This is a genomic window from Bacillus cereus group sp. MYBK101-2, assembly GCF_051918845.1.
Classification (GTDB): Bacteria; Bacillota; Bacilli; order Bacillales; family Bacillaceae_G; genus Bacillus_A; species Bacillus_A paranthracis.
In genome coordinates this window covers 39,721-66,345 of sequence record NZ_JBQAIE010000004.1, presented here as the reverse complement: position 1 = coordinate 66,345, position 26,625 = coordinate 39,721, and the positions used below count along the sequence as shown (strand labels likewise).

Below are 26,625 nucleotides of genomic sequence, written 5' to 3'. Positions count from 1 at the left end.
ATAAATTATGAATATAGAGAGAAACGATAAAGAAAGTTGGGTAAGGAATAGTGAAAAAAAATATCAAATGATGGTTAATTTTGTTAATTTGTCTTATGTTATAATTTTTTTCTTCATTTTTCTACTTACCTGGTACAAGTTAGAATTTTTTAATTTGTTTAGTAGTATTAGTTTTATTCTTTTTTCAGCAAATATAATACTATTAGTATTACACTTGCCTCTAATAATATCAAAAAGGATAAATTTATTCTTTTTTAATGTGATTTTGTTCATTGTAATGTTGCTAAATGCAATAATTTCTAATTCTAACTTAGGGAGTAGCATAGTTTTATTTAATGTAGTAATAATGATAGTAATCTTTAGATTTTTTAGTTTTAAAGAAAAAAGCATAAAAGTAATCTCTATGGTTATGCTGGTTTATTTTATATTTTATTGTTTTTTACAAATGGAGCCATTTAATACGAATACTAAAGGATATATAATTTTATTAACTTATATCTATTCTACTTTTTATTTAAGTACTTTGAAATTTAAAAGAATAATGATAGCACTAATATCATGTTTTGCTTTTTATGCTATTCAATTAACAGATAGCAGAGGAGCGTTACTAGGATTAATATTATTTATTTTATTAGCTTTTCTTATCCCTTCTAAAGTATGGGGAAATAAAAAGGGTGTGGGTTTAATAAACGTCGTTTTAACAATTGGCTCCCTAATCTTTGTATATACGTATATTCATTTATGGGAGAATCGATTTAGCATTAGTCTAGACTTTACTGATAAACCCCTTTTTACAGGAAGAGAAGCGATTTGGACTGAATTATTTTACAGTTTTAAAGAGCATCCGATGGTAGGATTAGGTTCAAATTATGATATACTTTCATACGGAAATCTTAATGTTCATAATTCAATGTTTAATATTTTGGTTATATATGGGACACCTGTGTTATTATTAGTTCTTGTGTTAATTTGGAAGAGTCTAATGAATTTATCGGATGGAATAATTAATGTGAATTTTGTGAGAATAGCTGTATCTGGTTTTTATAGTGTATTATTAGTAGGTTTTTTTGAAACAAACCTACTCTGGGCAAGTAACATATTTCCAGCTTTATTTTTAATCGCTATAGCTTATTCTAGTAATAAAAAAATAGAATTCTATAATCATTAAACTATATAAGAAAAATATTTTTATTTATTGGAAAATAATAGTGTTTATATATCAGAAGCTAAATTTAGAGGGGACTCTTAAAGAAACACTTAATGAGTTATTAGTAAAGGTATTTTAATTCTAATGACTAGATTAGAAGGAATGAGACCATAAATGAATTATTTAAAACAATTTTTAAGGACATCCGGGATATTTTTTATAGGAAATACATTGACCAAGTTAATTGGCCTTTTCTTATTGCCACTATATACGTTGAAAATTAATCCTGAAGATTTTGGGTATTACGATTTAACTATTTCTTTAATTAATTTAATAATCCCAATTGTATTTTTTCAAGTTTGGGATAGTATTTTTCGCTTTACTTTTGATTATGAAAAAACAGGGGATAAATATGCAGTAATTTCAAATGGGATTGCAATTCAATGTTTTGGATTAGCTATATATACTTTACTGTTCTCTATTGTAGTTAATTCAATCCACTACGATATCAGTTATAAGTATTTAATTTTTTCCCAAGGGATGTTATATGCTTTTCAATACTATTATAGTTTTGTAGCTAGAAGTTTTTCGAAAAATACTTTACTAGTGGCCACTGGTTTAATAAATAGTATTGTTAGTATTATAATTAATATAATTTTAATATTACGATATGATATGGGAATTGAGGCGCTATATATATCCTATATAATTGGTACATTGCTACAAATCATTATTCTGGAAAAAAACGTTAAACTAATAGGTCACTTTAAAATAAGAGCAATTTCTTTTTCCTTAGTAAAAAAACTTGTTCTATTTTCATTGCCACTTTGTTTAGCAACTGTATCATATTGGCTTTTGAGCGGATTGATTAGACTTGTAATTAGCGATAAGTTAGGGATGTATGAAAATGGATTATATGGGGTTACTAATCGTTTATCAAGTGTAATAGTTTTGGTGGTTAATTCTTTCCAGTTAGCGTGGTATGAAATGTCATACTCAATAGGGAAAGAAGAAAATAAAAAGGAATATTATAAAAATAGCTTAAACTACATATTAAAAGTTATTCTATATATAGGATCGATTTCACTAATTATAATTAAGATTATATTCCCGTACATGGTTGCAGAACAGTACTATGAGGCACTAGTAATTATTCCTATTACATTTATAGGTGTTTTAATTAATTCATATGCAAGTTTTGCAAGTACTTTATTTTTAGCAGAGAAGGATTCAAGTAAATTATTAATGCCTACTGTAATTAGTGCAGTTGTTAATATTGTTGGATTAAGTTTATTAACTGATACATTTGGTTTAATAGGAGCGACACTTTCTCTTTCGATAGCCTTTTTTGTTAATAGTTTAATAATAACAATGAAATTAAAAAAACAATATGATATTAGTTTAGAAGTGCCTACTTTACTAGGGGGACTAGCATCTTTAATTATATCAACTCTTGTATTTTATTATTTTGAGGGAGTATATTTAATTATTTTTATGTTACTTTTGGCTGTGGTTATAATTTATATTTTTAAGGATATTTTAATGATTCTATTTAATCTGCTAAAATCAGCTAAATCATAATTTGAAGTAATAAATCGTGAAAAAATGTTAATTATTTATTATACAGTAATTTTGTTCGTGAAAATTAGGGTTAGAGAGGAAAGAAAATGAAATATACTATTTTTACTCCAACTTATAATAGGGAAAAAGATTTAGAGATATTATATAACTCTTTAAAAGCTCAAACATTACAAAATTTTGAATGGTTGATTATCGATGATGGGTCAACAGATCAAACAGAACAAACAGTTGATAGCTTTAAGAACGAAAATGTTGTTTCTATTAGGTATATTCGCCAAAATAATGGAGGAAAGCATCGTGCTTTTAATAGGGCGATTGAAGAATCTAAAGGGGAATTTCTTGTTTGTGTAGATTCAGACGATTATCTGAAAAAATATGCACTAGAAAAGATAGATGAAGTATCTCAATTAAATGATGAAGTAATGGCGTTATGTTTTCTGTGTATGGATGAAAATGGAAAAGTTATAGGGACAACTTTCCCAAAAAATAATTCTATATTTAATTTAATTGACTTAACCTATAAGTATAAAGTAAGAGGGGATAAACTCTGGGTATTTAGAAGTAGCGTACTAAAAAAATATAGATTTCCTGAATATGAAGGGGAAAAGTTTGTTACAGAGGGAGTTCTCCTGTTTAAAATGGCACTTAATTACGATATTTTAGTGTCAAATGAGTCATTACAAATTCATGAATATAAACATGGTGGATTAACTTCTATTGGTAATAATAGTTTGTTTAAAAAAAGCCCCAAGGGAGCTAGAGCTTATTATAGAATGTTATTGCAAATAGCTCCGAATTATAAATATAAATTGTTTTATTTGTATAATTATATGTTATATAGTTTTTGTAGGAGAAAAAAATGATAAAACAGATTAAGGTTTTAATGAGATTTATATTTCTGAATTATAAACATAGATCAGCGATTATTAGATCTTTTCAAGTAGATAGTAAGCTTAAAATATCTAAGGGAGCTAGAATTAATAAAGGTGTAATAATTGGAGAAAATGTTTCTATAGATGAGTACTCTTATATAAACGATAATTCTATAGTATTCAATTCAAATATCGGAAAGTTTTGTTCTATTAGTTATAATTGTATGATAGGATTGCCTAATCATCCGATTAGACATATAAGTACCTCGCCATTCCTTTATTCAGATAATAATGTTTTAAATATTTCTAGAAGTTTTGAAGAATTAAATAGCCAAACACTGATCGGTAATGATGTTTGGATTGGAGCGCAGGTAATTATAATGAGGGGGGTATCTATAGGGAATGGTGCGATTATAGGAGCTGGGTCAGTCGTAACTAAAGATGTTCCTCCGTATGCTATTGCCGTAGGAAACCCTGCTAAAGTTATTAAATATCGATTTGAACAAAAACAAATAGAATTTCTAGAGAATTTTAGATATTGGGATAAATATAATGTTCCAAATGAGCAACTCGCGCATTTAGTATTAAGTGAAGAGAAATGGATAGAGAATATTAATAAGTAAGGATGTGTCTTGAATAAATGAAAATCACAATAGCAGGAACAGGCTATGTAGGCTTATCTAATGCAATCTTACTAGCCCAACATAATGAAGTAATAGCTCTGGATATTATTCAAGAAAAAGTAGATATGATTAATAATAAAAAATCACCTATTATAGATACTGAAATTGAAGAATTTCTAGCAACAAGAGAACTTAATTTAATAGCTACTACTGATAATTATAAGGCATTTAAGGATGCTGAATATGTTATTATTGCAACACCAACGAATTATGATCCAGATAAAAATTATTTTAACACAAGAACTGTTGAGGCTGTAATTGCTAATGTTTTATCTATTAATCCAGAAGCTATAATGATAATAAAATCAACGGTTCCAGTAGGATATATAGAGAAGATAAAAGGGAAATTTGAAACGAATAATATTATTTTCTCACCGGAATTTTTAAGAGAAGGTAAAGCTTTATATGATAACCTATATCCATCACGTATAATTGTAGGTGAAAAATCTGATAGAGCAAAAGTATTTGCTGAACTATTAGTTCAAGGGGCAGTTAAAAAAGATATATCAGTATTATTTACGAATTCGACTGAAGCTGAAGCGATTAAATTATTTGCCAATACATACTTAGCTATGAGGGTAGCCTTTTTTAATGAACTAGATTCGTATGCAGAAGTACGAGAACTGGATACAAAACAAATTATTGATGGAGTTGGATTGGATCCAAGAATTGGTAAGCATTATAATAACCCATCTTTTGGCTATGGTGGTTATTGTTTACCTAAAGATACAAAACAATTATTGGCGAATTATGCAGACGTTCCTAATAATATAATGACAGCAATTGTTGATGCAAATAGAACAAGAAAAGATCATGTTGCAGAAATGATTATAAAGAGAAATCCTAAAGTTGTGGGTATCTATAGATTAACTATGAAAATGGATTCGGATAATTTTAGGCAATCAGCTATTCAAGGAGTTATGAAACGTATTAAAGCAAAAGGGATTGAAGTGGTCGTATATGAACCAGCACTTCATGAAGAGACATTTTATAATTCAAAAGTAATTACTAATTTTGAAGAATTTAAAAAAATCAGTGATGTGGTTGTGGCTAATAGGTTAACCAATGAATTATATGATATAGAAGATAAGGTTTATACAAGAGACTTATTTAGTAGAGATTAAAAGGTGTATGTGATTTTAATTATACATTAAAAATGAGGTAACATTTTTATGTGTTACCTTGTTTTTAAATTTCTAAATTATATTTTTGAGGAATTGACCTAAATCATTTGTTAAAGGAATGTAGGTAATATAGCTGTATTTAGGAAAATATGTATGATGAATTAATATAGTTATGGTAGGATTTTCTTAGTTAAAGGAAGTAAGATACTTTAATTGAAGAATTATATTCCTAGAAAATCTATTAAGAATGGTTGAAGGAAGAAGGTTAAAATAATGAAAAAGAAAGTCCTATTATGGATATTAGGGATTATAGGAGTAATGATTATAGGTGGTGGAGTATATGCCTATAATGTATATTCCAAAGTCTCAAAAACATTAGATGAAGTTCATAAACCTTTAGAGCGTGATAAAAATAATAAACAAGAAGCAAAAATTAATAAATCTGAGCCAGTATCTATCCTATTACTAGGAGCGGATGAACGTGGTGATGATAAAGGTCGCTCAGATTCTTTAATGGTTATTACTTTAAATCCTAAAAATAATTCAATGAAAACGGTAAGTATCCCTCGTGATACATATACCGAAATTGTTGGAAAAGGAAAAAGTGATAAAATCAACCATGCTTATGCATTTGGTGGAGTAGATATGTCTGTCGCAACTGTAGAAAAGTTCTTAAATGTTCCTATCAATTACTACATTGAAGTGAATATGGAAGGATTTAAAGATATTGTTGATGCAGTCGGTGGAGTAGATGTAAATAATGATTTAGAATTCTCACTAGAAGGGAAGCACTTCCAAAAAGGAAATATTCATTTAACGGGTGACCAAGCTCTAGCATACACACGTATGCGTAAGGAAGACCCACGCGGCGACTTCGGACGTCAAATGCGCCAACGCCAAGTAATGCAAGCCGTTATTAAGAAGGGCGCAAGCTTCTCTTCTTTATCAAGCTATGGTGATGTGTTAACAGCGATTCAAAAGAATGTGAAGACAAACTTAACGCAAGATCAAATGTTTGATATGCAAAAGAATTATAAAGATTGCTTGAAAAATAGTGAGGATATTCAAATTCCAGGTGACGGTCACAAAGCCGCTGATGGTATTTGGTACTACTATGTTCCAGATGCAGCGAAACAAGATTTAACGAATAAGTTAAGAGCACATCTTGAAGTGACTAAGTAATTATGGAATAACCCAACTCCTTTGGTAGGAGTTGGGTTTATTTTTGCGTGAATTTATATTAGTATTATATGTTGTGAGAATAATAGATGAGGTGAATCGATGAATAAGAAAGCAGTACTTGTCCTAGTTATTTTTGTATTGTTTGTCGCTTCGGTTGTGAGCGGTAAATTATACTGGAATAAGAAGATTGCGAATGCGACGGGACAGACGAGTGAAGTAACGAAAACGAAGTCTGAAGTGAAAGATAGTGGAACGAAGAAATCAGAGAAGAAACAAGATGCGAAGTCATCTTTTAATGAAGCATATGCGAAGAATTTACCAGATGAAGTGAAAGAGAAGCTAAAGAAAGCTGCTGAAGATAAAAAGGCAGTAAATCTTGTTATTGTTGGTGATGAAGCTTCTTCATCTGCAAAAGATGCTTGGGCAGCTAAGTTAACGGCTAATTTAGAGACTGCTTACGGTAAAGGTTTATGGAATGTGACGGTAAAGGAATATAAGGGTGAAAGCACAGACGAGTTAATCGCAAATAAGCGTGATAAAGAGATTGCGAAAGAAAATCCAGATGTGATTCTATTCGAACCACCGTTTATTACTGACAATGGTAAAACTGGTAATGGAAACTCTGTAGCAAGTACGCAAAAATTTGTACAAGCACTTTCTACTAGTGCAAAGGGTGCTACGATTATGATTCAACCATCAAATCCAGTGTATGGTGCGAAGAATTATCCGAAGGCAATTGAGGCGTTAAAGCAATTTGCGACGCAAAATGGTTATACATATGTGGATCATTGGGGAGCATGGCCTGATGCGTCAACAAAGGCTATCTTGCCGTACTTAACAGAAGAGTTCGGTTTCCCAAGTGCTAAAGGTCACGAAGTTTGGGCACAATATGTAACGGATTATTTCGTTGCTAAGTAATAAAGGTACACAAAAGGTATACGAGCGATCGTATACCTTTTATAATAAGAGAGTGAATAAGAAATCCTAATATATAGTAGGAGGAAGACAATGAGTTCAATCCTAATTTGCGGCGGAGCTGGTTATATCGGTTCTCACGCTGTGAAAAGGTTAGTAGACGAAGGGTTATCTGTAGTAGTAGTAGATAACTTACAAACGGGTCATGAGGATGCAATTACGGAAGGTGCGAAGTTTTATAATGGCGACCTTCGTGATAAAGCATTTTTAAGAGATGTGTTTACACAAGAAAATATTGAGGCGGTTATGCATTTCGCAGCTGATTCTTTAGTTGGAGTTAGTATGGAGAAGCCTCTGCAATATTATAATAATAACGTGTATGGTGCACTTTGCTTATTAGAGGTAATGGATGAGTTTAAGGTAGATAAGTTTATTTTCTCTTCTACTGCGGCGACGTATGGTGAGGTAGATGTAGACCTTATTACTGAGGAAACGATGACAAATCCAACGAATACGTATGGGGAGACGAAGTTAGCAATCGAGAAGATGCTTCATTGGTATAGCCAAGCTTCTAATTTACGTTATAAGATTTTCAGATACTTTAATGTGGCTGGTGCAACTCCAAATGGTATTATTGGGGAAGATCACCGTCCAGAGACGCATTTAATTCCTCTTGTATTGCAAGTGGCATTAGGTCAACGTGAGAAGATTATGATGTTTGGTGATGACTATCATACACCAGATGGTACTTGTATCCGTGATTATATTCATGTTGAAGATTTAGTCGCAGCTCACTTCTTAGGTCTTAAAGACTTGCAGAACGGTGGAGAGAGTGATTTCTATAACTTAGGAAATGGTAATGGTTTCAGTGTAAAAGAAATCGTTGATGCAGTTCGTGAAGTTACAAATCATGAAATTCCAGCTGAAGTAGCACCGCGTCGTGCGGGAGATCCAGCACGTTTAGTTGCTTCTTCTCAGAAAGCGAAAGAGAAGTTAGGTTGGGATCCACAGTATGTAAATGTGAAGACAATCATTGAGCATGCTTGGAATTGGCATCAGAAGAAACCTAATGGTTATGATAAGTAAGACTAATAAGTGAAGGAGAGGGTATTGTCGTTCAACATATGTTCGACAATACCCTCTCTTTTTTTTATAAGATTTTTGCTATACTAAACTGTACTATAATACAGGGTGGAAGGAGGAGAACAATGAAAATACTTGTAGTGGATGATGAGTCGAGTATTCGTAATTTGATTCGGATGCAGCTTGAGATGGAAGGATATGAAGTGCTTACGGCGGCTGACGGGAGAGAAGCTTTAGAGAGATGGAATGAAGGGCCGGATGTTTTAATTTTGGATGTTATGCTTCCAGATACAGATGGGTATGAGTTACTTCGTTTGTTCCGGGAGAAGGATCGGGATATTCCAGTGCTCATGTTAACTGCGAAGAGCCAGATGAATGATAAATTGCTTGGCTTGCAGCTTGGGGCAGATGATTATGTGACGAAGCCATTTAATTATGCGGAGCTTATTCTTCGGGTCAAGAATATGACGCGGCGCGTGAAGAAGAAAGAGGTAACGGTAAGCCATGAAGTAATCGAGGCGGGAGAGATAACGATCTGTCCTAAGGAAAGAAAAGTGCATGTGAGTGGACAAGAGGTTCAGTTAACGTACAGAGAGTTTAATTTATGTCAGTTGCTTGTTTCCAATCCGCAGCGTGTATTTATGAGAGATGAGTTACTTGAGAAAGTATGGGGATTTGAGTATATCGGAAATACGAGAGCGGTTGATATTATGGTGCAAAGATTGCGGAAGAAGCTCGGGAATAGCGGAGAATATATTAAGACAATTTATGGCGTCGGCTATAAACTAGATTGTTAAGTGGTGATGGTATGTCTTTAAAAAGAAATATGGTGTTTGGAATCGTTGGACTGTTAATCCCGATTTTTGTTCTTTTGTACGCAGTTGTTTATATTACGTTAGAAAAGAATATGTATCATAACGCGGCAAATTCTTTAGAAAAGTTAAGTGTAGAAGCGCAAATTTATACGATGAATTATTTAGAGAAGGAAGCAGAGGTCGAGACGCTCGGTCCGAATTCACTTTTAATCGCTTCGTATTTAGCGAAGCGCATGGATGTCCGTGTACAGATGATCGGGAAGAATGGAGATGTTGTGGCGGATACGCAAAAGGGAGCACTTCTTCATCGGAATATTGATATTGAGAGTTCTTTGAAGGGGAAGAAATCTTATGTGTTTGAAGAGGGAGATCCAGCTCCAATTCTTTTGTTTTCAAGCCCAGTTTATTATGGAAACGATGTCATTGGGAGTGTTCGTTTTATAAATGAGTTAACTGGTGAGAAGGAAGTTTTAACAAATGTTGGTTGGACGTTTTTAATGACGTCTCTTTGCCTCGTAGCTGCAGGTATTTTCTTTGCAATTCGTTTGGCGAAGTCTCTTCATAAGCCGATTGATCAGTTAAGACAAATGGCGCACCGGCTTGCGAATGGTGATTATAAAAGTAAGATTGAGCTAAATGAATATGTAGAAATTGCGCAGCTTTCAGCGTCTTTTAATGTGATGGCTGATGGGATTGAACTACATATTAAGCAATTGAAGGAAGAGAAAGAGAAGCAGAAAGATTTCTTAGACCGTATTACGCATGAGCTCAAAACACCGCTAACGGCGATTATTGGCTATGTGGATTTAATTCCGAAGTTAAAGGCGAAGGAAGATGTACAGGAGAGCTTGCGCTATGTAGCTGTAGAAAGCGAGCGTTTATTATCACTTGTAGAGGAATTACTTAAGTCTTCAAAGTACGGGACGAGTACGTTTGAAATATCACCTACAGTTGTGAATATAAAGGAGTTAGCCGAAGAAGCAGTTTCAATCGTGAAACCTCGTCTGCAGAAATTTGAGATTGAAGTTATCAATGAGTTAACAGATGTATATGTTGTTGTCGATTTCGATAAGACGAAACAGATTTTCTTAAATGTGCTTGATAATGCGATAAAATATAGCGATGCTACGCAAATTCGTATGAATGTCATTGTAAATGAGCGTGAGGCGAAGGTGTTTGTTCATGATGATGGCATTGGTATCGATGAAGGTGTGCTGGCAGAGTGGAATGAATCGCCAGAAGGGAAGGTACTTTCTTCTAGTTACGGGAATGGGTATGGTTTGTATATTTGTCAGGAGATTATGAATAAGCAGGGCGGAAGTATGCGGATTGAGAGTAGTGAAGAGGTTGGTACTACCATATTTATTACATTCTTACTTCCGAGACGGATGGAAGACATAAAAAACTTGAAAGCGGTTAAATGATACATTTATGAAACAATTATGCGGTATTTTCGAAACAACGTTTTTTTATCTTGGAGGTAGGCAGAAATGAAAAGGCTATCATTTCAAATTCTTATATTTGTCTTTTGTATAATTGTTTCTCTTATTTTGTTTTATGTGATGGAGAAGCAAATATATAATCGGATCACAATCGTGAATGACAAACAAGCTGTTTTACAAAGAGTGAATGAATCCCTGCCTACTGAAATGAAGGTTAGGCATGAAAAGTGGGGAGAAATTGTTATAACGGATGAAGTTCGTTTGCATACGATTGTTTCATTCTTTGACCGAATTCAAATCAATCCGAGTGAAGCTAAGAATCAAGAACAAGTATTTACTGGAGAAGTAACGTACTTGAATGGACAGAAACGTACTTTTGCAGTAGGTGACTTGTTCCAGTACGGGGCTGATATGTACGGAAAGAATGGTACGGATCCAATGATTTCAGCATTGCAAACGTATTTGTTAAGCCTGTATTACACACCAGAACGTATTCATGATTTTTTTGCGTCAGCACAGGATGTCATAGTACGCCAAGGTGATGTAGAACGTGCGGTGAATGTTACGCACATACTTGATTCGATTCGGTATGCAAAGCAAATTACAGATTACGGAGAAATTCAGAAGTTATTACAATCACAGAATGAACCGATCGCTTATGTTACCGCTTATAAAACTGGTAAGCGTATAAAGAATGAGCGTGAAGACATTCTTACTATTTCTGTGTATCCATCGTATTTTGTTGTGCAATATCTCGGTGATAATAATGGGAATGTCATGTATATGAAAAGCTCCCTCGCAAATGTATTTGTAAAGGAGAATGTGTCATGAGAAAGATAGCCTTTTTCTTCTTTTTGCTAGTAATTGGAGGAGCGATGTCTAGTTGCTCTCGAGATACGACCTCTATTAAATATAATAAAAGTGGTCTCCCTATTTTGAATGATCGTCATCTTGTTGCGTATGTAGCGGCTCGCGAGGAAGTTGGGGAAGCGTTGCTTTCATCATTTTGTAAACCACGCGGCTGTACGTATGAATTTATTCGTCTTTCGACAGAAGAGCTTCTTCGGAGGGTAGAAGAGGAAGCTGGAAATCCGAAAGCGGATATTATTATTGGCGGTACGGTAGACGCGCATCAAATGATGAAGCAAAAAAATCTATCTATTCCTGTTACGAGTCAGCATGCGAACCGTATTTCAAAAACTGTGAAAGATAAAGATGGTTATTGGTACGGTTATGAAGTAGAGAAGCTGGCAATTGCGATCAATAAAGAGCGGTGGAACGAAGAATTAGCACCGCTCGGACTTCCTTATCCATCAAGGTGGCAAGATTTATTAAATCCGGTATATAAGGGAAAGATTGTTATGCCAGATCCAAATGTTTCAGGAACAGCCTATACGTTTTTTCAATCACTTATTGATACTGTAGGTGAAGAGGAAGCGAAAGAATATGTTAAGAACTTTGCAGGGCAAGTTGGTGAAGTAACAGTGAATGGTTACATGCCAGTAGAGCTTGTTGCCAGTGGTGAGTATATGATAGGCATCAATTTCATGGGAGATCAGAGAATGCTTCAAAAACAAGGCTTTCCAGTTGTAAGTATCGTACCTGAGCAAACAGGTCTATCTGTTAATGCGATTTCGAAACTAAAGCGTGCACCGAATGGTATTATTGCGGATTTATTTATTGATTATTGTTTATCAGAAGAAGCGGGTCACATTTTAGAAAAGGTTTCGTTTGGCGTGCCAACGATGTTTGCGAAGAACGAGAAAGAAATAGAAGGACAGCCGGTTAGAAGAACGAACCAACATATATCAAATAGTGGAATAATCGAGATATGGAATAGACAACGTCTCTCTCAGAAGTGAGAAAAGGAGACGAAAGAATATGTTTAAATGGCTCAAGCCAGCACCTGCAATTGAACGATTGCCTGCGGATATGATTGACCGTGTATATCGATTACTACGTATTCGTGTGTTAATCGGAATTTCAGTTGGATATGCTGCTTATTATTTAGTTCGTAGTAATTTTAATTTATCTACTACATATTTAGTTGATGAGTTCGGATTTAGCACTACACAAATTGGGTTATTGGGTGCAGTAATGGCTGTTGTTTACGGACTTAGTAAATTCTTTATGGGTAATTTATCTGATAAGGCATTTGCTCAACGATTTATTGCAGTAGGTTTATTTTTATCTGGACTTGTTAATATTTGTTTCGGCTATGCATCTTCCTTTGGGATGATTTTAACATTACTTGTTCTAAACGGTATTGTGCAAGGTATGGGTGCACCACCTTGTAGTATCGTTATGACGAAATGGTTTTCAAAGAAAGAACGCGGTACGAAAACAGGTCTTTGGAATATTTCACATAACGTTGGAGCACTACTTGTTCCGCCATTCATTGGAATTGGTGTAGGTATTTTTGGGGAAAGTCATTGGCAAGGTGGCGTATTTATTTTCCCAGCGATTATCGCAATGGTAATTGCAGTTCTTGTTTGGATTAATGCGAAAGATACACCAGAATCAGAAGGTCTTCCGCCAATTGATGAATATCGTAATGACTATGAAGAGCTTGAAAAAGTAGATAACGCTAACAAGATGTCACCAAAAGAAATCTTAATGAAGTATGTAGTGAAAAATAAATTTGTATGGTTCTTATGTATTGCGAATGCATTTGTTTACTTAATTCGTTTCGGTGTTATTAACTGGGTACCAATTTATTTAACAACAGTTAAAGGTTTTACAAAAACAGAGGCGCATTTTGCGTATTCAATATTTGAAACAGCAGCGATTCCAAGTTCTTTAATTGTCGGTTTTTTAAGTGATAAATTATTCAAAGGGAAACGTATGCCGTTATGTGTTATAAGTATGGCTGGGGTTGTTGTTGGAACAATCGTGTATTGGCAAGCAACTAATATTATAGTTGTGAGTATTGCAGTTTCTATTATCGGTTGTTTAATTTATGTACCACAATTCTTAATCGGTTTAAGTGCAATGGAATTAGTACCGAAATTTGCAGTAGGTACGACAGTTGGTATGTGTGGTCTGTTCGGTTATGTTGGAGGAAGTTTCATAGCAAACGCCGCAATTGGTATTATTGTTGATCGTTCTGGCTGGGATGGTTGCTTCATGTTACTGTTAGCAGGTGGTATTTTATCAACAATATTCTTATTGATTGTTCAAATAGGACATGAGAGAAAAGCTTCTAAAGTAGCATAATATTTCATTTTAAAAAGCTATCCAGTTTATATACTGGATAGCTTTTATATTTTTATACGAGGAAAATCAGTATGTAAAATTGCAGTTTAATATGTAAATGATTTTTATTAATTAATATAATTTTTTTAGATTTAATAAACCAATTACGTACATAGTTAGACCAAAAAATCCGCCGCCACAGATGAAAATTACAACTTTAAATAAAGAAATAGAGATTTCCTCCGAACCTACATAGGGAAGGATATAATTCATAAAAACAAACATTTGAAAGCCCCAAAGCAAACCTGCTTGTAAGCCAGCTTTTCTTAATTTTTTCTTGTGTTGTAAGTATTCTTCTTTTGTTGCGCATTCAGTATCACTTAAACCTTTTTTCTTGAATTTAAAGGCTAAATAATTAGCGTAAATCATATTAGATAGAAAAACTAATATAGTTCCTATAGATATTGTATGGTTCATAGTATCAACAAGTAACATAATAAGCATGACCAACATATTTAACCACCATAAACCAATTCCAGCCACAGATAATTCTTTATTGATTTCTTGTTTTTGATATTCATCTCGCTCACTCATTGTTCCAACAAAACTATTATAAACCCTTTCTTTCCATTCAATTTTCATCATTTAATCTCCCTCCCAAAATAGACTGTTTAAATCTGTTTTTAGTGCTTTTGCTAATTCGATACATAAGGCTAAAGAGGGATTATATTTATTGTTTTCAATTAAGTTTATTGTCTGTCTCGCCACTTTAACTCTTTTAGCTAATTCTAGCTGCGAGAGACCTTCAGATTTTCGATATTGTTTAACGTTATTCAAATATAAACCTCCTATTAATAGTTGTAGACCTTGTGCACCAAAATGTCATGTATATGTGACATTTTATAGTTGAATAAATGAAAAGTCAAATATATATGACAAAAATGATAGTGATGCAATTAGGAAAATAATTTTAATAATTTATCTTTGTGAGAAGTTTATTAATAAACGATAGCTTTTCTTATATTACTATAATCTTTCCTTAAATCTATCTTAAAAGACATAATGTCATATTTCTAATCATTGGAATTTTTGTTACAATATAAATGGATGTGTAAAACTTTGTAAAAAGAATGTAATAATATGTAATTCATTTTCAGAAAGTTTTATACAATTTTATATTAAACTATTAAGTTATAAAAGGAGCGAGAATATGGTACCAAATACGGTTCGTACTCCAAACAAGAAGAAGAAATGGATTATTATCGGGGTTATTGCACTAATTGTTATTGTAGCAGCAATTAATATTTTTGTAATGCAAGGGAAGAAGAAGGGGGCATCAACATCTGCTGATGCTGTAAGTTTCGAGAAGGTAACAGAGCGAAAGCTGAATAATACGAAGTTAATTTCTGGTCAGGTGAAGCCTGGGAATATTGAAAGTTTTTATGCGGATCCGGCCAAAGGGAAAGTGAAAGATATTGAAGTAAAAGAAGGACAAGAGGTAGAGAAAGGTACGAAGTTATTCTCTTATGATAATGAAGAGATTAATTTGCAAATGAAGCAAGCTGAGCTGGATCAGAAGATGGCAGATATGCGTTATGATCAAGGGAAGAAGAAAATTGATTCGCTGAAGAAAGAAATTAAGAAAGCGAAAGATAGCGGAGCTGGGAAAGAAGTAACAGATCCGATGGAAGAGCAAGTAAGTGAGCTGGAGATAGCGCAAAAGACAACTGATCTTGAGAAAGAAAAAGGGAAGTTGCAGAAAGAAGAGTTAAGTAAAAAACAGAAAGAGCTTACGATTTATAGTAACTTTGCTGGTGTCGTTCAAAAGTTAGATAAAGATGCAGCGCAAAGTTCATCTCAAGCGTTAGGTGGTCAAGGGAAAGCATTTTTACAAGTGGCTTCTAAAGATCCATTCCAAATTCAAGGTACGTTAACGGAGCTTCAAAAATCACAAATTCAAAAGGATCAAACATTTACTGTAACTGCGAAAGCAAATAATAAGAAGAAGTGGACAGGTAAGATTACAGAAGTAAGTGAATTCCCAACAAGTGCAGAGATGGCGCAAGCTGGCGGTATGGGTGAAGCGACTCAAAATATGTCTCAATATACATATAAAGCAAGTCTTGATAGTCAAGATGGTTTATCTCCAGGTTATCACGTTTCTCTGCAAGTAAATTTAGAGAATAAGAAGATGGTTGCTGTTCCGACTAAGAGCATTGTAGAAAAAGATGATGATGCATTTGTTTATGTTGAGGATAAAGGAAAGCTTCGTAAACAAAATGTGAAAAAAGGTTCTACTGATGGGGACTGGACAGAGATTACTGAAGGCGTAACAGTGGGGCAAAAGGTGGTTAAAAATCCTTCCGACGATGTGTATGACGGAATGGAAGTGAAAGAGAAATGATTACGCTAAATCATATTGCTAAAACGTATTATCAAGGAAAATTGGCAGTGCCGATTTTGCATGGTATTAGTTTAACGATTCAGAGCGGCGAGTTCGTTTCGATTATGGGACCGTCTGGTTCTGGTAAATCAACGCTTATGAATATTATCGGTTGTTTAGATCGTCCAACAGAAGGCGAATATATGCTGAATGATGTGAATATCTTAACAGCAGACGAGTCAAAGCTTGCTTTAATTCGTAATGAATATATCGGTTTTGTGTTTCAGCACTTTAATTTGCTTCCGCGTCTTTCGGCAGTCGAAAATGTTGAGCTTCCGCTTGTATATGGCGGCATAAAGAAGGCAGAGCGTCGCAAGCGTGCTTTAGAGGCGCTTGGCAAAGTCGGATTAGCAGATCGCGTGCATCATTTACCGAACGAATTGTCAGGTGGACAGAAGCAGCGTGTCGCAATTGCAAGAGCAATCGCGAATAATCCAACGTTCATTATGGCCGATGAGCCGACTGGTGCGCTTGATACGAAGTCTGGTGAGCAAGTTATGGATATTTTCACGAAGTTAAATGCAGAAGGCACGACGATTGTTATGGTTACGCATGAAGAGGAAGTAGCAGCGTATTCTTCCCGCCGCATCGTACTGCGAGACGGGAAAATTACAGAAGATAGAAGGTGTGCGGTATGAGTTTACTAGATAGTATAAAAATTGCCCTCTCTTCTATTTTAGCTCATAAACTGCGTTCAGCTCTTACGATGCTCGGTATTATTATCGGCGTTGGTTCGATTATTACTGTCGTTGCAATTGGGCAAGGCGGGGAAGCAATGCTGAAGTCGAAATTCGCAGGTTCTGGCGGTAATAATCTTATGCCAATTCAATTTAAAGCAGATATTAATGATGAGTTTAATATGGGCGGGCATGAAATACCGAAGTTAACGGAAGAAGATATTATGGAAGTAAAACAAGTGAAGGATGTATCCCACGTTATTACAACAAATCAGGGGATGGAGATACTTGATGTAAATGATAAAAAGGCAAATCTGAATGTTATTGGTCTGGATAATGAATATTTTGCCGTTAATAAAGTAAAGGTCGTAAAGGGACGTACTTTAAGTGAATCAGATATTACTCATGCAAATAACGTTATGATGATTAGTACAAAAACAGAAGAAACGTTATTTAAGGACGTAAACCCAGTTGGACAAATTATTGAGATGAAGGGGCAGCCAATGCAAATTGTCGGTGTGTATACATCTGATAATGAGTTTATGGGATTTGAAATGGAAGAAGCATTAATCCCTCTTACGTTATGGCCTGTTTTATTCGGAACAGATAATATTCAAAATATCGCAATTCAAGCTAAAAATGTAGATGATTTAGAAGCAGCTGGGAAACAGGCTGTGGATGTATTAAATAGTCGTAAGCCAAGTGAAATTCCAGGTAAATATGAACTGGTGAATTTAAAAGAATTCCAAGAAAATGTTTCTAAAGTAACTAATATTATGACGATGATTATCGGTGGTATCGCGGGTATTTCATTAGTCGTTGGTGGTATTGGCGTTATGAACATTATGCTCGTATCTGTAACGGAGCGTACGCGCGAAATTGGGATACGTAAAGCACTTGGAGCAACGCGTAGTAAAATTTTATTACAGTTTTTAATTGAAGCAGTTATGTTAACGCTTCTAGGTGGTTTGATCGGAATTGGTCTTGGATATGGCGGAGCATATATCGTCTCCACGTTTGCAAAATGGCCACCTCTTGTTTCATGGGAAGTTGTCGTTGGCGGCGTATTATTCTCGATGACACTCGGTATTATCTTTGGATTAATTCCAGCGAATAAAGCTGCGAAATTAGATCCAATTGAAGCATTACGTTATGAGTAATTACTAGTGTAGTAGAACTAAACATTACCGTTCTAGTGGGCGGTTCGTAGCCTCTATATGAGGAAGTGAACCGCCCGTTAGAACGGGTTATATACATAGAAGGAGGCGTTATAATGGAAGCAAATATTAATACGCAAGATGTAGGTTCAAAAAAGCCATCATTATTTGGGATGATTACTTCTCCAGGTGAACAGTTTGAGAGAATGAAGACGAAAAGTCCGGTCTGGGGCGCATTTGTCTTATTTATTTTATTGGGAACGATTATGGCAACAGGTGCAGCATACTTAACATTAATTAATACGCCAGAGATGGCAAAAGAGTTAAACGGTGAAGCGGGTGCAATGATAAAAGGATTTGCACTTGGTGGTGGAGCACTTGTTGGTGTAATAGGTACCCCTATAGGGCTATTTATTGCAGCTGGTTTTTATAAAATTATTATGATGTTTATGAGCAATGATACTCCGTACATGAAGATATTATCTATTTACTTATATGCTAACCTTGTTTATTATATCGGCGGATTGTTAAATGTAGCATTAGGTTTTGTATTTGATGGAAATGGTGTTGATGTTTATACAAGTTTAGCTCCTTTATTTGAAAAAGGAACAGTGTTACATGGAATTGGCTCTTCAATTGAAATTTTCAATATTTGGAGTTTAGTTCTAACGGGACTAGGGTTACATATTGTAGCTGGCTTAAGTAAGAAACAAGCTACAACATTAATCGTAATTTTCTTCGTTCTATCAGTTGCATTAGGTGTTGTAAAAGGATTAACTGGCATTGGTGCATAATATATTTGTTAAAAAAGGTGGCTCTTCGGAGTCACCTTTTTTATTTTTACCCTTATTTCAAATGCCACCAACAAAATTTCAAATTCTACCCATTGTAATTTCAAATTTCAGCGATACTATTTAAAATTACTCACAGTGAATTCCCCTCTTTATTTTTATATTGTGGAGGTACCGGCGGAATAACAAAGAGGTATACCTTTTAGAAGTGGGTACTGTGTGAAGCCAGCGACTTTTAAAGAGGCAGTTTTGTTGTATGAAGGATTGATTGTAAATCAAATAAAGAAGTTAGGGATCTATCAAGATTATGAAGAGTATTATCAATGTGGGTTAATCGGTCTTTGGCATGCGTATGAAAAGTTTGATCCGGAGAAAGGAAGTTTCCCAGCATATGCAGTTGTAACGGTACGTGGTTATATATTAGAGAGGTTGAAAAAAGAATTCACAGTGCAAGAAAAGTGTGTATGTGTAGGAGAGTATGAGGATATCTTTCGTTTTGAAGATATTGAAATGAAAGTGAAGGATTTTATGAGTGTATTAGATGAGAAAGAGAAGTATATTATTTTTGAACGTTTTTTTGTAGGAAAGACGATGGGGGAAATCGCTTTAGAGACAGAGATGACCTATTATCAAGTGAGGTGGTTGTACCGGCGAGCACTTGAGAAAATGCGAAATAGCTTAAGAGGATAAATAGTATCATAAGAATGGAAGGCAAGGGATATTGCTTTCCATTCTACTTATTTTGTTAAGGTAGTAAATGTAATAAGAGGTTTTTAAATTGTAGCGAATCTTGCATGTTCATACGTGATAATACATATCCAGCTTTTAATAATTGTTGTTTTAACTTATGGGGACTGATATGTATAGTTGTAGTTGTGCCATTTGAAAAATGAATGGTAGCTTTTTTACTTTTTTTGAAAAACTCTATGTCATCTATATGGTTATAAAACAGCCATATACAGTTTGGAGAAGAAGGAGACTCTGTTGGGAAAGCGCAAATATATTCTCGATGATTAATTGGAATCGGGACATTTTGTTTGAAATGAAAGTTTGTTTGAACTGCTTTCCGTCTGCCTTGATAAGTAGAGTGAACATTGGTTAAACAAGATTTTTTTATGAGCTGGAGAGCGGTTTGACAGGAGTAAAGATGGTTCCCACTACTGTCGATCACTTTTGTGTAATAAGAAGGGTGCTTGCAAGGTTCTAACATCATTGTTGAATTAGAAATAATAATAGCATTTTCTTCATTCATAAATTTAATTCCCCCTTTATAAATGATAATAATTCTCAATATAATTATATACGAATTAAGTAAATTAATTGTTAATCTTTTATTTCATATTGTAAATTTTAGCTATTCGTTTACAATCAATAGATGATAGTCTTTCTAATTTGCATCGCTTGTACATATATATGAAAATAGAAAAGAGTAGGCGGTGAGATAGTATGAAGAAAAGGTATATTATTATGGCTCTAGTTGTTGTTCTTCTAGTATATTTAGCAAATAGTAATCCGAGTAAAGGTGAATATACGGATTGGGCAGCGAAGCAGTTTATGAAACGTAATGATGTAAGTAAGAAGCTAGACGAAGTTCAAAAGGAAAATGAAGAGGGGCTCCTTGGTGATTTAGCATCGGCTGGTAAGAAGTTGGCGAAAAAATATGTTGAGCCGCAAGTTGGATTGTTAATCGATCATTATACGAAGCGAGATGATTATATATTCTTCTCAACATATAAGACGGAATTTGATATCGGCGGAGAACACTATAAATATGTATGCGTCGGTTTTTCAAAAATCTTTATTCCAATTGAAATGCCGAAGAAAAAAGACGAATCTGCAAAATGATGCAGATTCGTCTTTTTGTCTATAAGGTAATGGGAACTTCAGATACAGTCCTTTCTACGAGACGAGCTCCTTTTTTTCGGGTATTTTCATTAATTGATGAAAATACAGATGAGGCAAGAATCGTATCCATTACTTGATTTACGACTTGTGCATCAATAGGTGTGATCGGCTTCTCGATAGAAAAGACAACTGTTTTTCCATCTTCTTTCGCGAAAATTAATTCTAGTACTTGCATACGTTGTTTCCTCCTTTTTATTTATCTTGTAATCAGTGGGGACATCCCCACTGATTACATTGCCACCTTAAAGGTTAGAAAGATCTGATGTGCTAACAAGTTGTACAGCGTGAAGTGGTGATGCTTGTAAAGAAGCTAGAGCACGAGCTACGGTTTGTACTTTCTCTAAGTTTGCGTTTGTTTTTACGCGCTTAAATTGTTTGTTCTTAAAAACTGTTTTTCCATTCTTATCTAATCCATTGTTTAAGACGAGACGTAAAGTTAAATCCATTACGATTGTTTCGACTGCCATGTTTATCACCCCCTTTCACTATATAAATAGGATGCAAATGTCATGTTTTGGCGTGAAATTTATTCTTTTTTTTGGTACGCTTAAAAGAATAAGAGAGGGGTTTCGGAAGAATGAATCGTAAATGGTTATTTTGGATTCCTGTTTTACTATGGATGGGGCTGATTTTCTATTCCTCGGCACAACCATATAAAAAGCAGGATATGCGTTCGGATATTGAACAATATGTAAATGTGGAGTTTGTGAAAGAGCATTTTTCATGGGTATCTATCGATTACGGCGGTGGTACACCTGTTAGTATTGCAAATAAAGGTGTAGGCGGATTTATTGAGTTTTTCCTTCGTAAAGGTGCTCATTTTATGGTGTTCTTTATGCTCGGTTCATTGACGTATTACGCTTTTCATCGATCAGGTTATTCGAGAAAAAGGTGTTTCCTATACGCGCTCCTTTTCGTTGCGGGATATGCAACGTTTGATGAAATTCATCAATGGTTTACGGGAGATCGTACACCGATGTGGCAAGATTCATTGCTAGATACGTGCGGCGGATTAACAGGTATTATAATAAGTAATTGGTTTTGGAATAGAAAAAGGAGCTAATCTCGAAAAGATTAGCTCCTTTTGTTTATCCCGCTTTAATGGGCAGTAAGACCCCCACTGATTAAAGTTTCACTTTATACACCAAGTAATTCTTTTAGTTCATCTGTAGATAGTTCTGTCATCCAACTATCGCTTGTAATGACGGCGTTGTTTAATGATTGTTTTCTTTCTAACATTTCATCGATTTTCTCTTCAAGTGTCCCCGTTGTAATCAGTTTATGAACGTGAACGAAACGCTTTTGACCAATACGATATGCACGATCTGTTGCTTGATTTTCTACCGCTGGATTCCACCAACGATCGTAGTGAATGACATGGTTGGCAGCTGTTAAGTTTAACCCTGTACCACCTGCTTTTAACGATAAGATGAAGATGTCATACGTTCCGTTTTGGAACTGTTCGATCATTTTGTCACGTTCTTTCTTCGGTACACTACCGTTTAAGAAGAGGACGCGCTGACCGAAATGTTTTTCTAACACATCTTTTAGCATGTTCCCCATACCGATGTATTGCGTGAAGATTAAACAACTTTCATTTTGATCTTTTATATTTTCAATGAGTTCCATGAGCGTGCTCGTTTTCATGGAACGTTCGATAATGTTTTTCGGTTCTGTTTCTTTTAAATAAAGAGCAGGGTGATTACAAATTTGTTTAAGTTTGTTCAGCATGAGTAATATAAATCCGCGTCGCTCAATTCCGCTTAATCCTTCTACATTTTGCAACGTATCTTGAACAAGTTGTTCATATAAGGAAGCTTGTTCACCAGTTAGTGGACAGTAAGCTTTCTGTTCTTGTTTATCTGGTAAGTTTAATGCGACTGTTTGATCTTTCTTCGTACGACGCAGTAAAAACGGCGAGATAAAACGTTGAACTTGTTGGATTTTTCCTTCGTCACGGTCCTTTTCAATTGGTGAGACGAAGCGGCGCTGGAATTGTCCTAAGCTGCCAAGATATCCATGATTAATGAAGTCGAAAATAGACCAAAGCTCGGCAAGGCGGTTTTCCATCGGTGTCCCAGTTAATGCGATTTTGTGATTTGCTTGTAAGTTTCGCACTGCTTTAGACTGTTTCGTATGTGGGTTTTTAATATTTTGTGCTTCATCCAAAATAACAGCATCCCAGCATAACGTACTAAGTTCTTCCTCATCAAGCTGAGCTAATGCATAAGACGTTAATACAACATCTGCTGATTGAAGGAAATCTTTAAAGGATTCCCCTTTAGCTCGGTTACTTCCATAATGTAACTGAACGCGTAAATTCGGTGCGAAACACTCAAATTCTTTTTGCCAATTTCCAAGAACAGATGTCGGAGCCACGATTAAAGCAGGACCTGTTTGGAGATTGTTTTCTTTTATATATAGTAAGTAAGTGATCGTTTGAATACTCTTTCCAAGTCCCATGTCGTCAGCTAACAATGCGCCGAATCCAAGTTTTCTTAAATATAATAACCACTCAATGCCATGTTGTTGATACGGGCGGAGTGTAGCGTTTAGTGAAGAAGGGACATCTACTTTCGGAATATCTCCAATGTGCAATAGTTTTTGGAATAGCTCTTCATAATATCCATCCAGTTCAATTTCAATATCGTTAAACGGACTATCTTCTTCTACAATTTCTGTTTCAGCCGTGTTGGATAAATGTTGCTGAAGGACATCTTTCATTTCAAGTCCATACTTATCAGCACGATTCATGAGCTTTCGTACTTCTTCAATAAAGGCTGGGTCCAGTCTCATCCATTGACCATTTATATTGAATAATCGTTTGTTTTGTTCAACGAGTTCGAAAAATTCGCTTTCTGATAAATCAATGCCGTTCGTTGAAATGCGCCAGTCAAAATTAACGAGTGTATTCATACCGAAGAAAGATTGTGTTTGCGTCGCATTTTGCTTCAGTTGCACACGTAATTTCGGTTTTGTCGCTTTTAAATTTTGCCACCATGATGGTAGTAAAATCGTAATACCTGCAGCAAGTAATTCGTTACTTGCTTCTGTTAAGAAGTTCCACGCTTCTGTTTCAAAGAGTTCACTTCGGAATGTATCCCCTTCTTTTAACCACGGTACGAGCTTACTGAATCCTTCTTGTGTTTCAAGAATACGTTCTTCATAATCGTGCCATCGTTTTGGTAAAGAATCGATACTTTCATATACATATATGCGATGTGCCCCGCGCTTTGGTGTAACAATTGTTTCAAGCTTCCACATTTCAAATTCTTCTTGCGGCTCTTGTAGTCGTAGTCCGATTGTAAAGGGAAGGTCATCTTCAATGTAACCAATTTTTCGAAGCCAATCTTCTTCATGTAGTGCTGCGTCTAATTGTCTTTTCGTAAAGTCGTAATGTTCATAAAGTCTCTTTGCATCTTCCCATCCGTCATTTGAACGGTTATCTTGTAATATGCTTTCATTTACTGCAGACGAGAAAAGAGATGCCAATGTTTCATCTTCGATTGGAGTATTTTGAACTTTCCAAGATGGTTGTTTAGGCCAGCGCTCCATATCAGGTACGAAGCTACCGCTTGTGAAGGCATCCCACAATTCGTTCGCATCTTCCGTAAGTGCTGTAATAGGGCCGTTCATTTGAATACGGGCAAAGGAGTTCATCGGTTTATTCGCGATGTATTCAAATGCTTGTGCGTTTGTTAGCATAACACCTTGTCTTCCTTCAAAGCTTGCTTCTTTTAGAAACGTGCCGTAGAAGGAAGTGGAGTGCCATGTAAATGCATTTCGTTTCCAACTTGTTACGGATAATGGAGTACCGCTATCATCTTCTCCCCAAAGGAACCAACCGTGACTAACGTGCTGGAGCCTAATTGTTACTTCAGTTTGATTGATCATCGATTAATTTTCCTTTCCGTAATTCCTCTTGTAGTGCACGCAGACGTGAATGTAAGTTTGCGATGTGAATAATGAAAGCATCCCATTCATCGGTACGCTTTAATCGTTTATATAATGTACGTAATTTCTTTAAGTAACGAACTGCACGTCTATATGATTTGCGATTTCGCTCTTCAATAGCTTCGGTAGCAGCAAGGTGATAAAGAGGAAGGGCTGCTTCTGGTGCTTCCTTCTCAATATCTTTCAGCGGTTCTTTCAAAAGTTCAATTGCTTCAAAACCGTGTAAGAGCTGAAGTTCTGCCCATGTGCGATACTGCTTTTTCGCCAGTACGTATTGTTCATAGTTTGCGAAACTATATGGTAATAGCTCTTGCAAAATCATTTCGAATCCAGCTTGTTCATTTGTATGAGTTGCATACGTTTCATACATGATGACGAATAAGCGAACGATATCTTTTATGAAAATTGTATTTTCGTGCTCATGTATCGTTTTCTTCACTTGTTTATACGTAAAGGAAAGCCAGTTTTTCGCACGATCCCATTTCATTGCATTTAATAATTCCTCTAACCAATAGAAGTACAGACTTACAACAGAAGCAGGTTGTTTCTTTAGTAAGTCCATCGCTAATCGATCTTCGTCATTTAAAAAGAGTAGATGAGAAGATGCTAATGCTTTGGAAAGTGGATTCATTTTCGTATCGATTCGTTTTTCTTCTTCTTGTAGTTGCTCGTTATTGTGTAACAGTTCACTCCATATGTGACGATAAATAAAGAACCTCTCTTGTGTATAGGCATCGGTGGAGAAAAATACTTCGTGAACGAGACGAGCTGTTTCTTGCAGAATTGATTTAGACTCTGAAGGAATCGATTCTGATTGTAAGTCCCGAACGATGGATTCCACCTTATCTACAAATAGGCGAACGACGTTAACAGGCTGATGATAAGAATACGTTTTATTTGCTTCAAAGTCCTGAATTTCTTCTAATAATTTTTGAAAGCAATAAAGCGCTGCATGTAACCTGAACAATTCATGTATCACAACGATACGCGGAGCCTTCCGCTCAAGTTTCGTATAGAAGTCCGTAAAAATACTCATAAGAAAATACATTTGTTTATAAGTAAGCCGAGCTTGTTCTTTTTTAAATGATTCATATTCGTTATCAAAATAGGATTGCCAACTTTTATAATCCGTTTCTTCAAAAGCTGATGATTGCAATACTTGTCTTGCAGTTCGAATAGGAGGAAGAGAAGGTTTCGTATTATTTTTAAATAAATTTAAGACATCTCCTACTTGCCCGAAACTAGACGCTGCCGATAGTAACACAGCGAGCATATGCTCACATTGCGTTGGTGCGAAGCAATCGCAATAGCTTTCAGCTACGTTACGAATCGGGATATGGACGCTATATACGCTGCCTTCAGCATCTACAGTTCCTGATAGCGTATAGCCATCAAAGTCAACGTTGTAGACAACACCACTACGATATAGGTGCCGAGCTGTAGCGACATGTTCCTGATCAGCTGTTTGCTGTGGATCTAGTCCTTGAACGAACTCATTCGCAATCATCATAATTTCATCTTTCGTAATTGAGTGTTGCAGCATAATATTCCTCCGTACACATATTTCTTTCCTTTACCATTATAAACAAAAAATGCTCAAAACAGAAAAAATGAAATTTAGATTACATTACTTGAAAATCATGGTAATATATAAAATGT

At 35.1% G+C, this 26,625-nt stretch carries 27 protein-coding genes; 20 read left to right on the top strand and 7 right to left on the bottom strand.

The window, feature by feature from the left end:
- Positions 1-7: 7 nt before the first annotated feature.
- The 13 genes from ACTFSI_RS11125 (at position 8) to ACTFSI_RS11065 (ending at position 14,060) form a co-directional block, all read left to right on the top strand.
- Positions 8-1,168 carry an O-antigen ligase family protein gene (locus ACTFSI_RS11125; RefSeq protein WP_440045390.1) on the top strand — a complete coding sequence of 387 codons (1,161 nt, stop codon included), beginning with the start codon at positions 8-10 and terminating at the stop codon, positions 1,166-1,168.
- Positions 1,169-1,321: 153 nt separating this feature from the next.
- Positions 1,322-2,728: a lipopolysaccharide biosynthesis protein gene (locus ACTFSI_RS11120; protein ID WP_440045389.1), complete on the top strand. Its 1,407-nt coding sequence runs from the start codon at positions 1,322-1,324 to the stop codon at positions 2,726-2,728.
- A gap of 86 nt (positions 2,729-2,814) precedes the next feature.
- Positions 2,815-3,591 (top strand): glycosyltransferase family 2 protein, encoded by a 777-nt coding sequence (locus ACTFSI_RS11115; RefSeq protein ID WP_440045388.1) that lies wholly within the window; start codon positions 2,815-2,817, stop codon positions 3,589-3,591.
- Positions 3,588-4,223 carry a CatB-related O-acetyltransferase gene (locus ACTFSI_RS11110; RefSeq protein ID WP_440045387.1) on the top strand — a complete coding sequence of 212 codons (636 nt, stop codon included), beginning with the start codon at positions 3,588-3,590 and terminating at the stop codon, positions 4,221-4,223. The genes ACTFSI_RS11115 and ACTFSI_RS11110 overlap by 4 nt, the downstream gene beginning before the upstream one ends.
- A 17-nt stretch (positions 4,224-4,240) precedes the next feature.
- A complete protein-coding gene (locus ACTFSI_RS11105) occupies positions 4,241-5,407 on the top strand; it encodes a nucleotide sugar dehydrogenase (protein ID WP_440045386.1) in 1,167 nt (388 codons plus the stop codon).
- A gap of 273 nt (positions 5,408-5,680) precedes the next feature.
- The gene (gene tagU, locus ACTFSI_RS11100) at positions 5,681-6,589 is read left to right on the top strand and encodes a polyisoprenyl-teichoic acid--peptidoglycan teichoic acid transferase TagU (protein ID WP_440045385.1); all 909 of its coding nucleotides are present in this window, start codon (positions 5,681-5,683) and stop codon (positions 6,587-6,589) included.
- 99 nt (positions 6,590-6,688) lie between these two features.
- Positions 6,689-7,507: an SGNH/GDSL hydrolase family protein gene (locus tag ACTFSI_RS11095; RefSeq protein WP_440045384.1), complete on the top strand. Its 819-nt coding sequence runs from the start codon at positions 6,689-6,691 to the stop codon at positions 7,505-7,507.
- Positions 7,508-7,597: 90 nt separating this feature from the next.
- A complete protein-coding gene (galE, locus tag ACTFSI_RS11090) occupies positions 7,598-8,590 on the top strand; it encodes a UDP-glucose 4-epimerase GalE (RefSeq protein WP_242261619.1) in 993 nt (330 codons plus the stop codon).
- Between the two features lie 122 nt (positions 8,591-8,712).
- Positions 8,713-9,384, top strand: coding sequence for a response regulator transcription factor (locus ACTFSI_RS11085; RefSeq protein ID WP_440045383.1), 672 nt, complete (start codon positions 8,713-8,715; stop codon positions 9,382-9,384).
- A gap of 11 nt (positions 9,385-9,395) precedes the next feature.
- The gene (locus ACTFSI_RS11080; RefSeq protein ID WP_440045382.1) at positions 9,396-10,826 is read left to right on the top strand and encodes a HAMP domain-containing sensor histidine kinase; all 1,431 of its coding nucleotides are present in this window, start codon (positions 9,396-9,398) and stop codon (positions 10,824-10,826) included.
- 66 nt (positions 10,827-10,892) lie between these two features.
- Entirely contained in the window at positions 10,893-11,675 is a 783-nt protein-coding gene (locus ACTFSI_RS11075; RefSeq protein WP_044791978.1) for a DUF3919 family protein, read from the top strand.
- Positions 11,672-12,706, top strand: a complete 1,035-nt coding sequence (locus ACTFSI_RS11070) for an ABC transporter substrate-binding protein (RefSeq protein ID WP_001225632.1) — start codon at positions 11,672-11,674, stop codon at positions 12,704-12,706. Before ACTFSI_RS11075 ends, ACTFSI_RS11070 begins: the two co-directional genes overlap by 4 nt.
- 19 nt (positions 12,707-12,725) lie before the next feature.
- Entirely contained in the window at positions 12,726-14,060 is a 1,335-nt protein-coding gene (locus tag ACTFSI_RS11065) for an MFS transporter (RefSeq protein ID WP_000477581.1), read from the top strand.
- Positions 14,061-14,171: 111 nt separating this feature from the next.
- Here ACTFSI_RS11065 and ACTFSI_RS11060 read toward each other — a convergent pair whose 3' ends face one another.
- Both ACTFSI_RS11060 and ACTFSI_RS11055 read right to left on the bottom strand, forming a co-directional pair.
- Positions 14,172-14,684, bottom strand: a complete 513-nt coding sequence (locus ACTFSI_RS11060) for a DUF3278 domain-containing protein (protein ID WP_440045381.1) — start codon at positions 14,682-14,684, stop codon at positions 14,172-14,174.
- On the bottom strand, positions 14,685-14,876 hold the full coding sequence (locus ACTFSI_RS11055) for a helix-turn-helix transcriptional regulator (protein ID WP_001067018.1): 192 nt from the start codon (positions 14,874-14,876) through the stop codon (positions 14,685-14,687).
- A 373-nt stretch (positions 14,877-15,249) separates the two neighbouring features.
- Between ACTFSI_RS11055 and ACTFSI_RS11050 the strand changes: the two genes are divergently transcribed.
- The 5 genes from ACTFSI_RS11050 (at position 15,250) to ACTFSI_RS11030 (ending at position 19,797) form a co-directional block, all read left to right on the top strand.
- Complete coding sequence (locus tag ACTFSI_RS11050) at positions 15,250-16,443, top strand: efflux RND transporter periplasmic adaptor subunit (protein WP_440045380.1); 1,194 nt, start codon at positions 15,250-15,252, stop codon at positions 16,441-16,443.
- The gene (locus ACTFSI_RS11045; RefSeq protein WP_000631600.1) at positions 16,440-17,120 is read left to right on the top strand and encodes an ABC transporter ATP-binding protein; all 681 of its coding nucleotides are present in this window, start codon (positions 16,440-16,442) and stop codon (positions 17,118-17,120) included. Before ACTFSI_RS11050 ends, ACTFSI_RS11045 begins: the two co-directional genes overlap by 4 nt.
- Complete coding sequence (locus ACTFSI_RS11040) at positions 17,117-18,319, top strand: ABC transporter permease (RefSeq protein WP_000054360.1); 1,203 nt, start codon at positions 17,117-17,119, stop codon at positions 18,317-18,319. The genes ACTFSI_RS11045 and ACTFSI_RS11040 overlap by 4 nt, the downstream gene beginning before the upstream one ends.
- Before the next feature lie 113 nt (positions 18,320-18,432).
- Positions 18,433-19,110 (top strand): Yip1 family protein, encoded by a 678-nt coding sequence (locus ACTFSI_RS11035; protein ID WP_044791983.1) that lies wholly within the window; start codon positions 18,433-18,435, stop codon positions 19,108-19,110.
- A gap of 216 nt (positions 19,111-19,326) precedes the next feature.
- Entirely contained in the window at positions 19,327-19,797 is a 471-nt protein-coding gene (locus ACTFSI_RS11030; protein WP_000801281.1) for a sigma-70 family RNA polymerase sigma factor, read from the top strand.
- A 55-nt stretch (positions 19,798-19,852) separates the two neighbouring features.
- Here the strand turns inward: ACTFSI_RS11030 and ACTFSI_RS11025 are convergent, their stop codons facing one another.
- Entirely contained in the window at positions 19,853-20,359 is a 507-nt protein-coding gene (locus ACTFSI_RS11025; RefSeq protein ID WP_001001397.1) for a competence protein ComK, read from the bottom strand.
- A 194-nt stretch (positions 20,360-20,553) separates the two neighbouring features.
- On the opposite strand from ACTFSI_RS11025, the gene ACTFSI_RS11020 reads away from it, so the two are divergent.
- Positions 20,554-20,952, top strand: a complete 399-nt coding sequence (locus tag ACTFSI_RS11020) for a DUF4359 domain-containing protein (protein ID WP_000747726.1) — start codon at positions 20,554-20,556, stop codon at positions 20,950-20,952.
- Positions 20,953-20,971: 19 nt separating this feature from the next.
- On the opposite strand, the gene ACTFSI_RS11015 is transcribed toward ACTFSI_RS11020, so the two are convergent.
- Both ACTFSI_RS11015 and ACTFSI_RS11010 read right to left on the bottom strand, forming a co-directional pair.
- A complete protein-coding gene (locus ACTFSI_RS11015; RefSeq protein ID WP_001197597.1) occupies positions 20,972-21,187 on the bottom strand; it encodes a DUF2922 domain-containing protein in 216 nt (71 codons plus the stop codon).
- A gap of 67 nt (positions 21,188-21,254) precedes the next feature.
- Positions 21,255-21,479 carry a DUF1659 domain-containing protein gene (locus tag ACTFSI_RS11010; protein ID WP_000257701.1) on the bottom strand — a complete coding sequence of 75 codons (225 nt, stop codon included), beginning with the start codon at positions 21,477-21,479 and terminating at the stop codon, positions 21,255-21,257.
- A 110-nt stretch (positions 21,480-21,589) separates the two neighbouring features.
- On the opposite strand from ACTFSI_RS11010, the gene ACTFSI_RS11005 reads away from it, so the two are divergent.
- Positions 21,590-22,075, top strand: a complete 486-nt coding sequence (locus ACTFSI_RS11005; protein WP_044791988.1) for a VanZ family protein — start codon at positions 21,590-21,592, stop codon at positions 22,073-22,075.
- Between the two features lie 74 nt (positions 22,076-22,149).
- On the opposite strand, the gene ACTFSI_RS11000 is transcribed toward ACTFSI_RS11005, so the two are convergent.
- Positions 22,150-24,906 (bottom strand): DEAD/DEAH box helicase, encoded by a 2,757-nt coding sequence (locus tag ACTFSI_RS11000; RefSeq protein ID WP_440045379.1) that lies wholly within the window; start codon positions 24,904-24,906, stop codon positions 22,150-22,152.
- Positions 24,890-26,509: an SWIM zinc finger family protein gene (locus ACTFSI_RS10995; protein ID WP_061529308.1), complete on the bottom strand. Its 1,620-nt coding sequence runs from the start codon at positions 26,507-26,509 to the stop codon at positions 24,890-24,892. The genes ACTFSI_RS11000 and ACTFSI_RS10995 overlap by 17 nt, the downstream gene beginning before the upstream one ends.
- Positions 26,510-26,625: the final 116 nt, after the last annotated feature.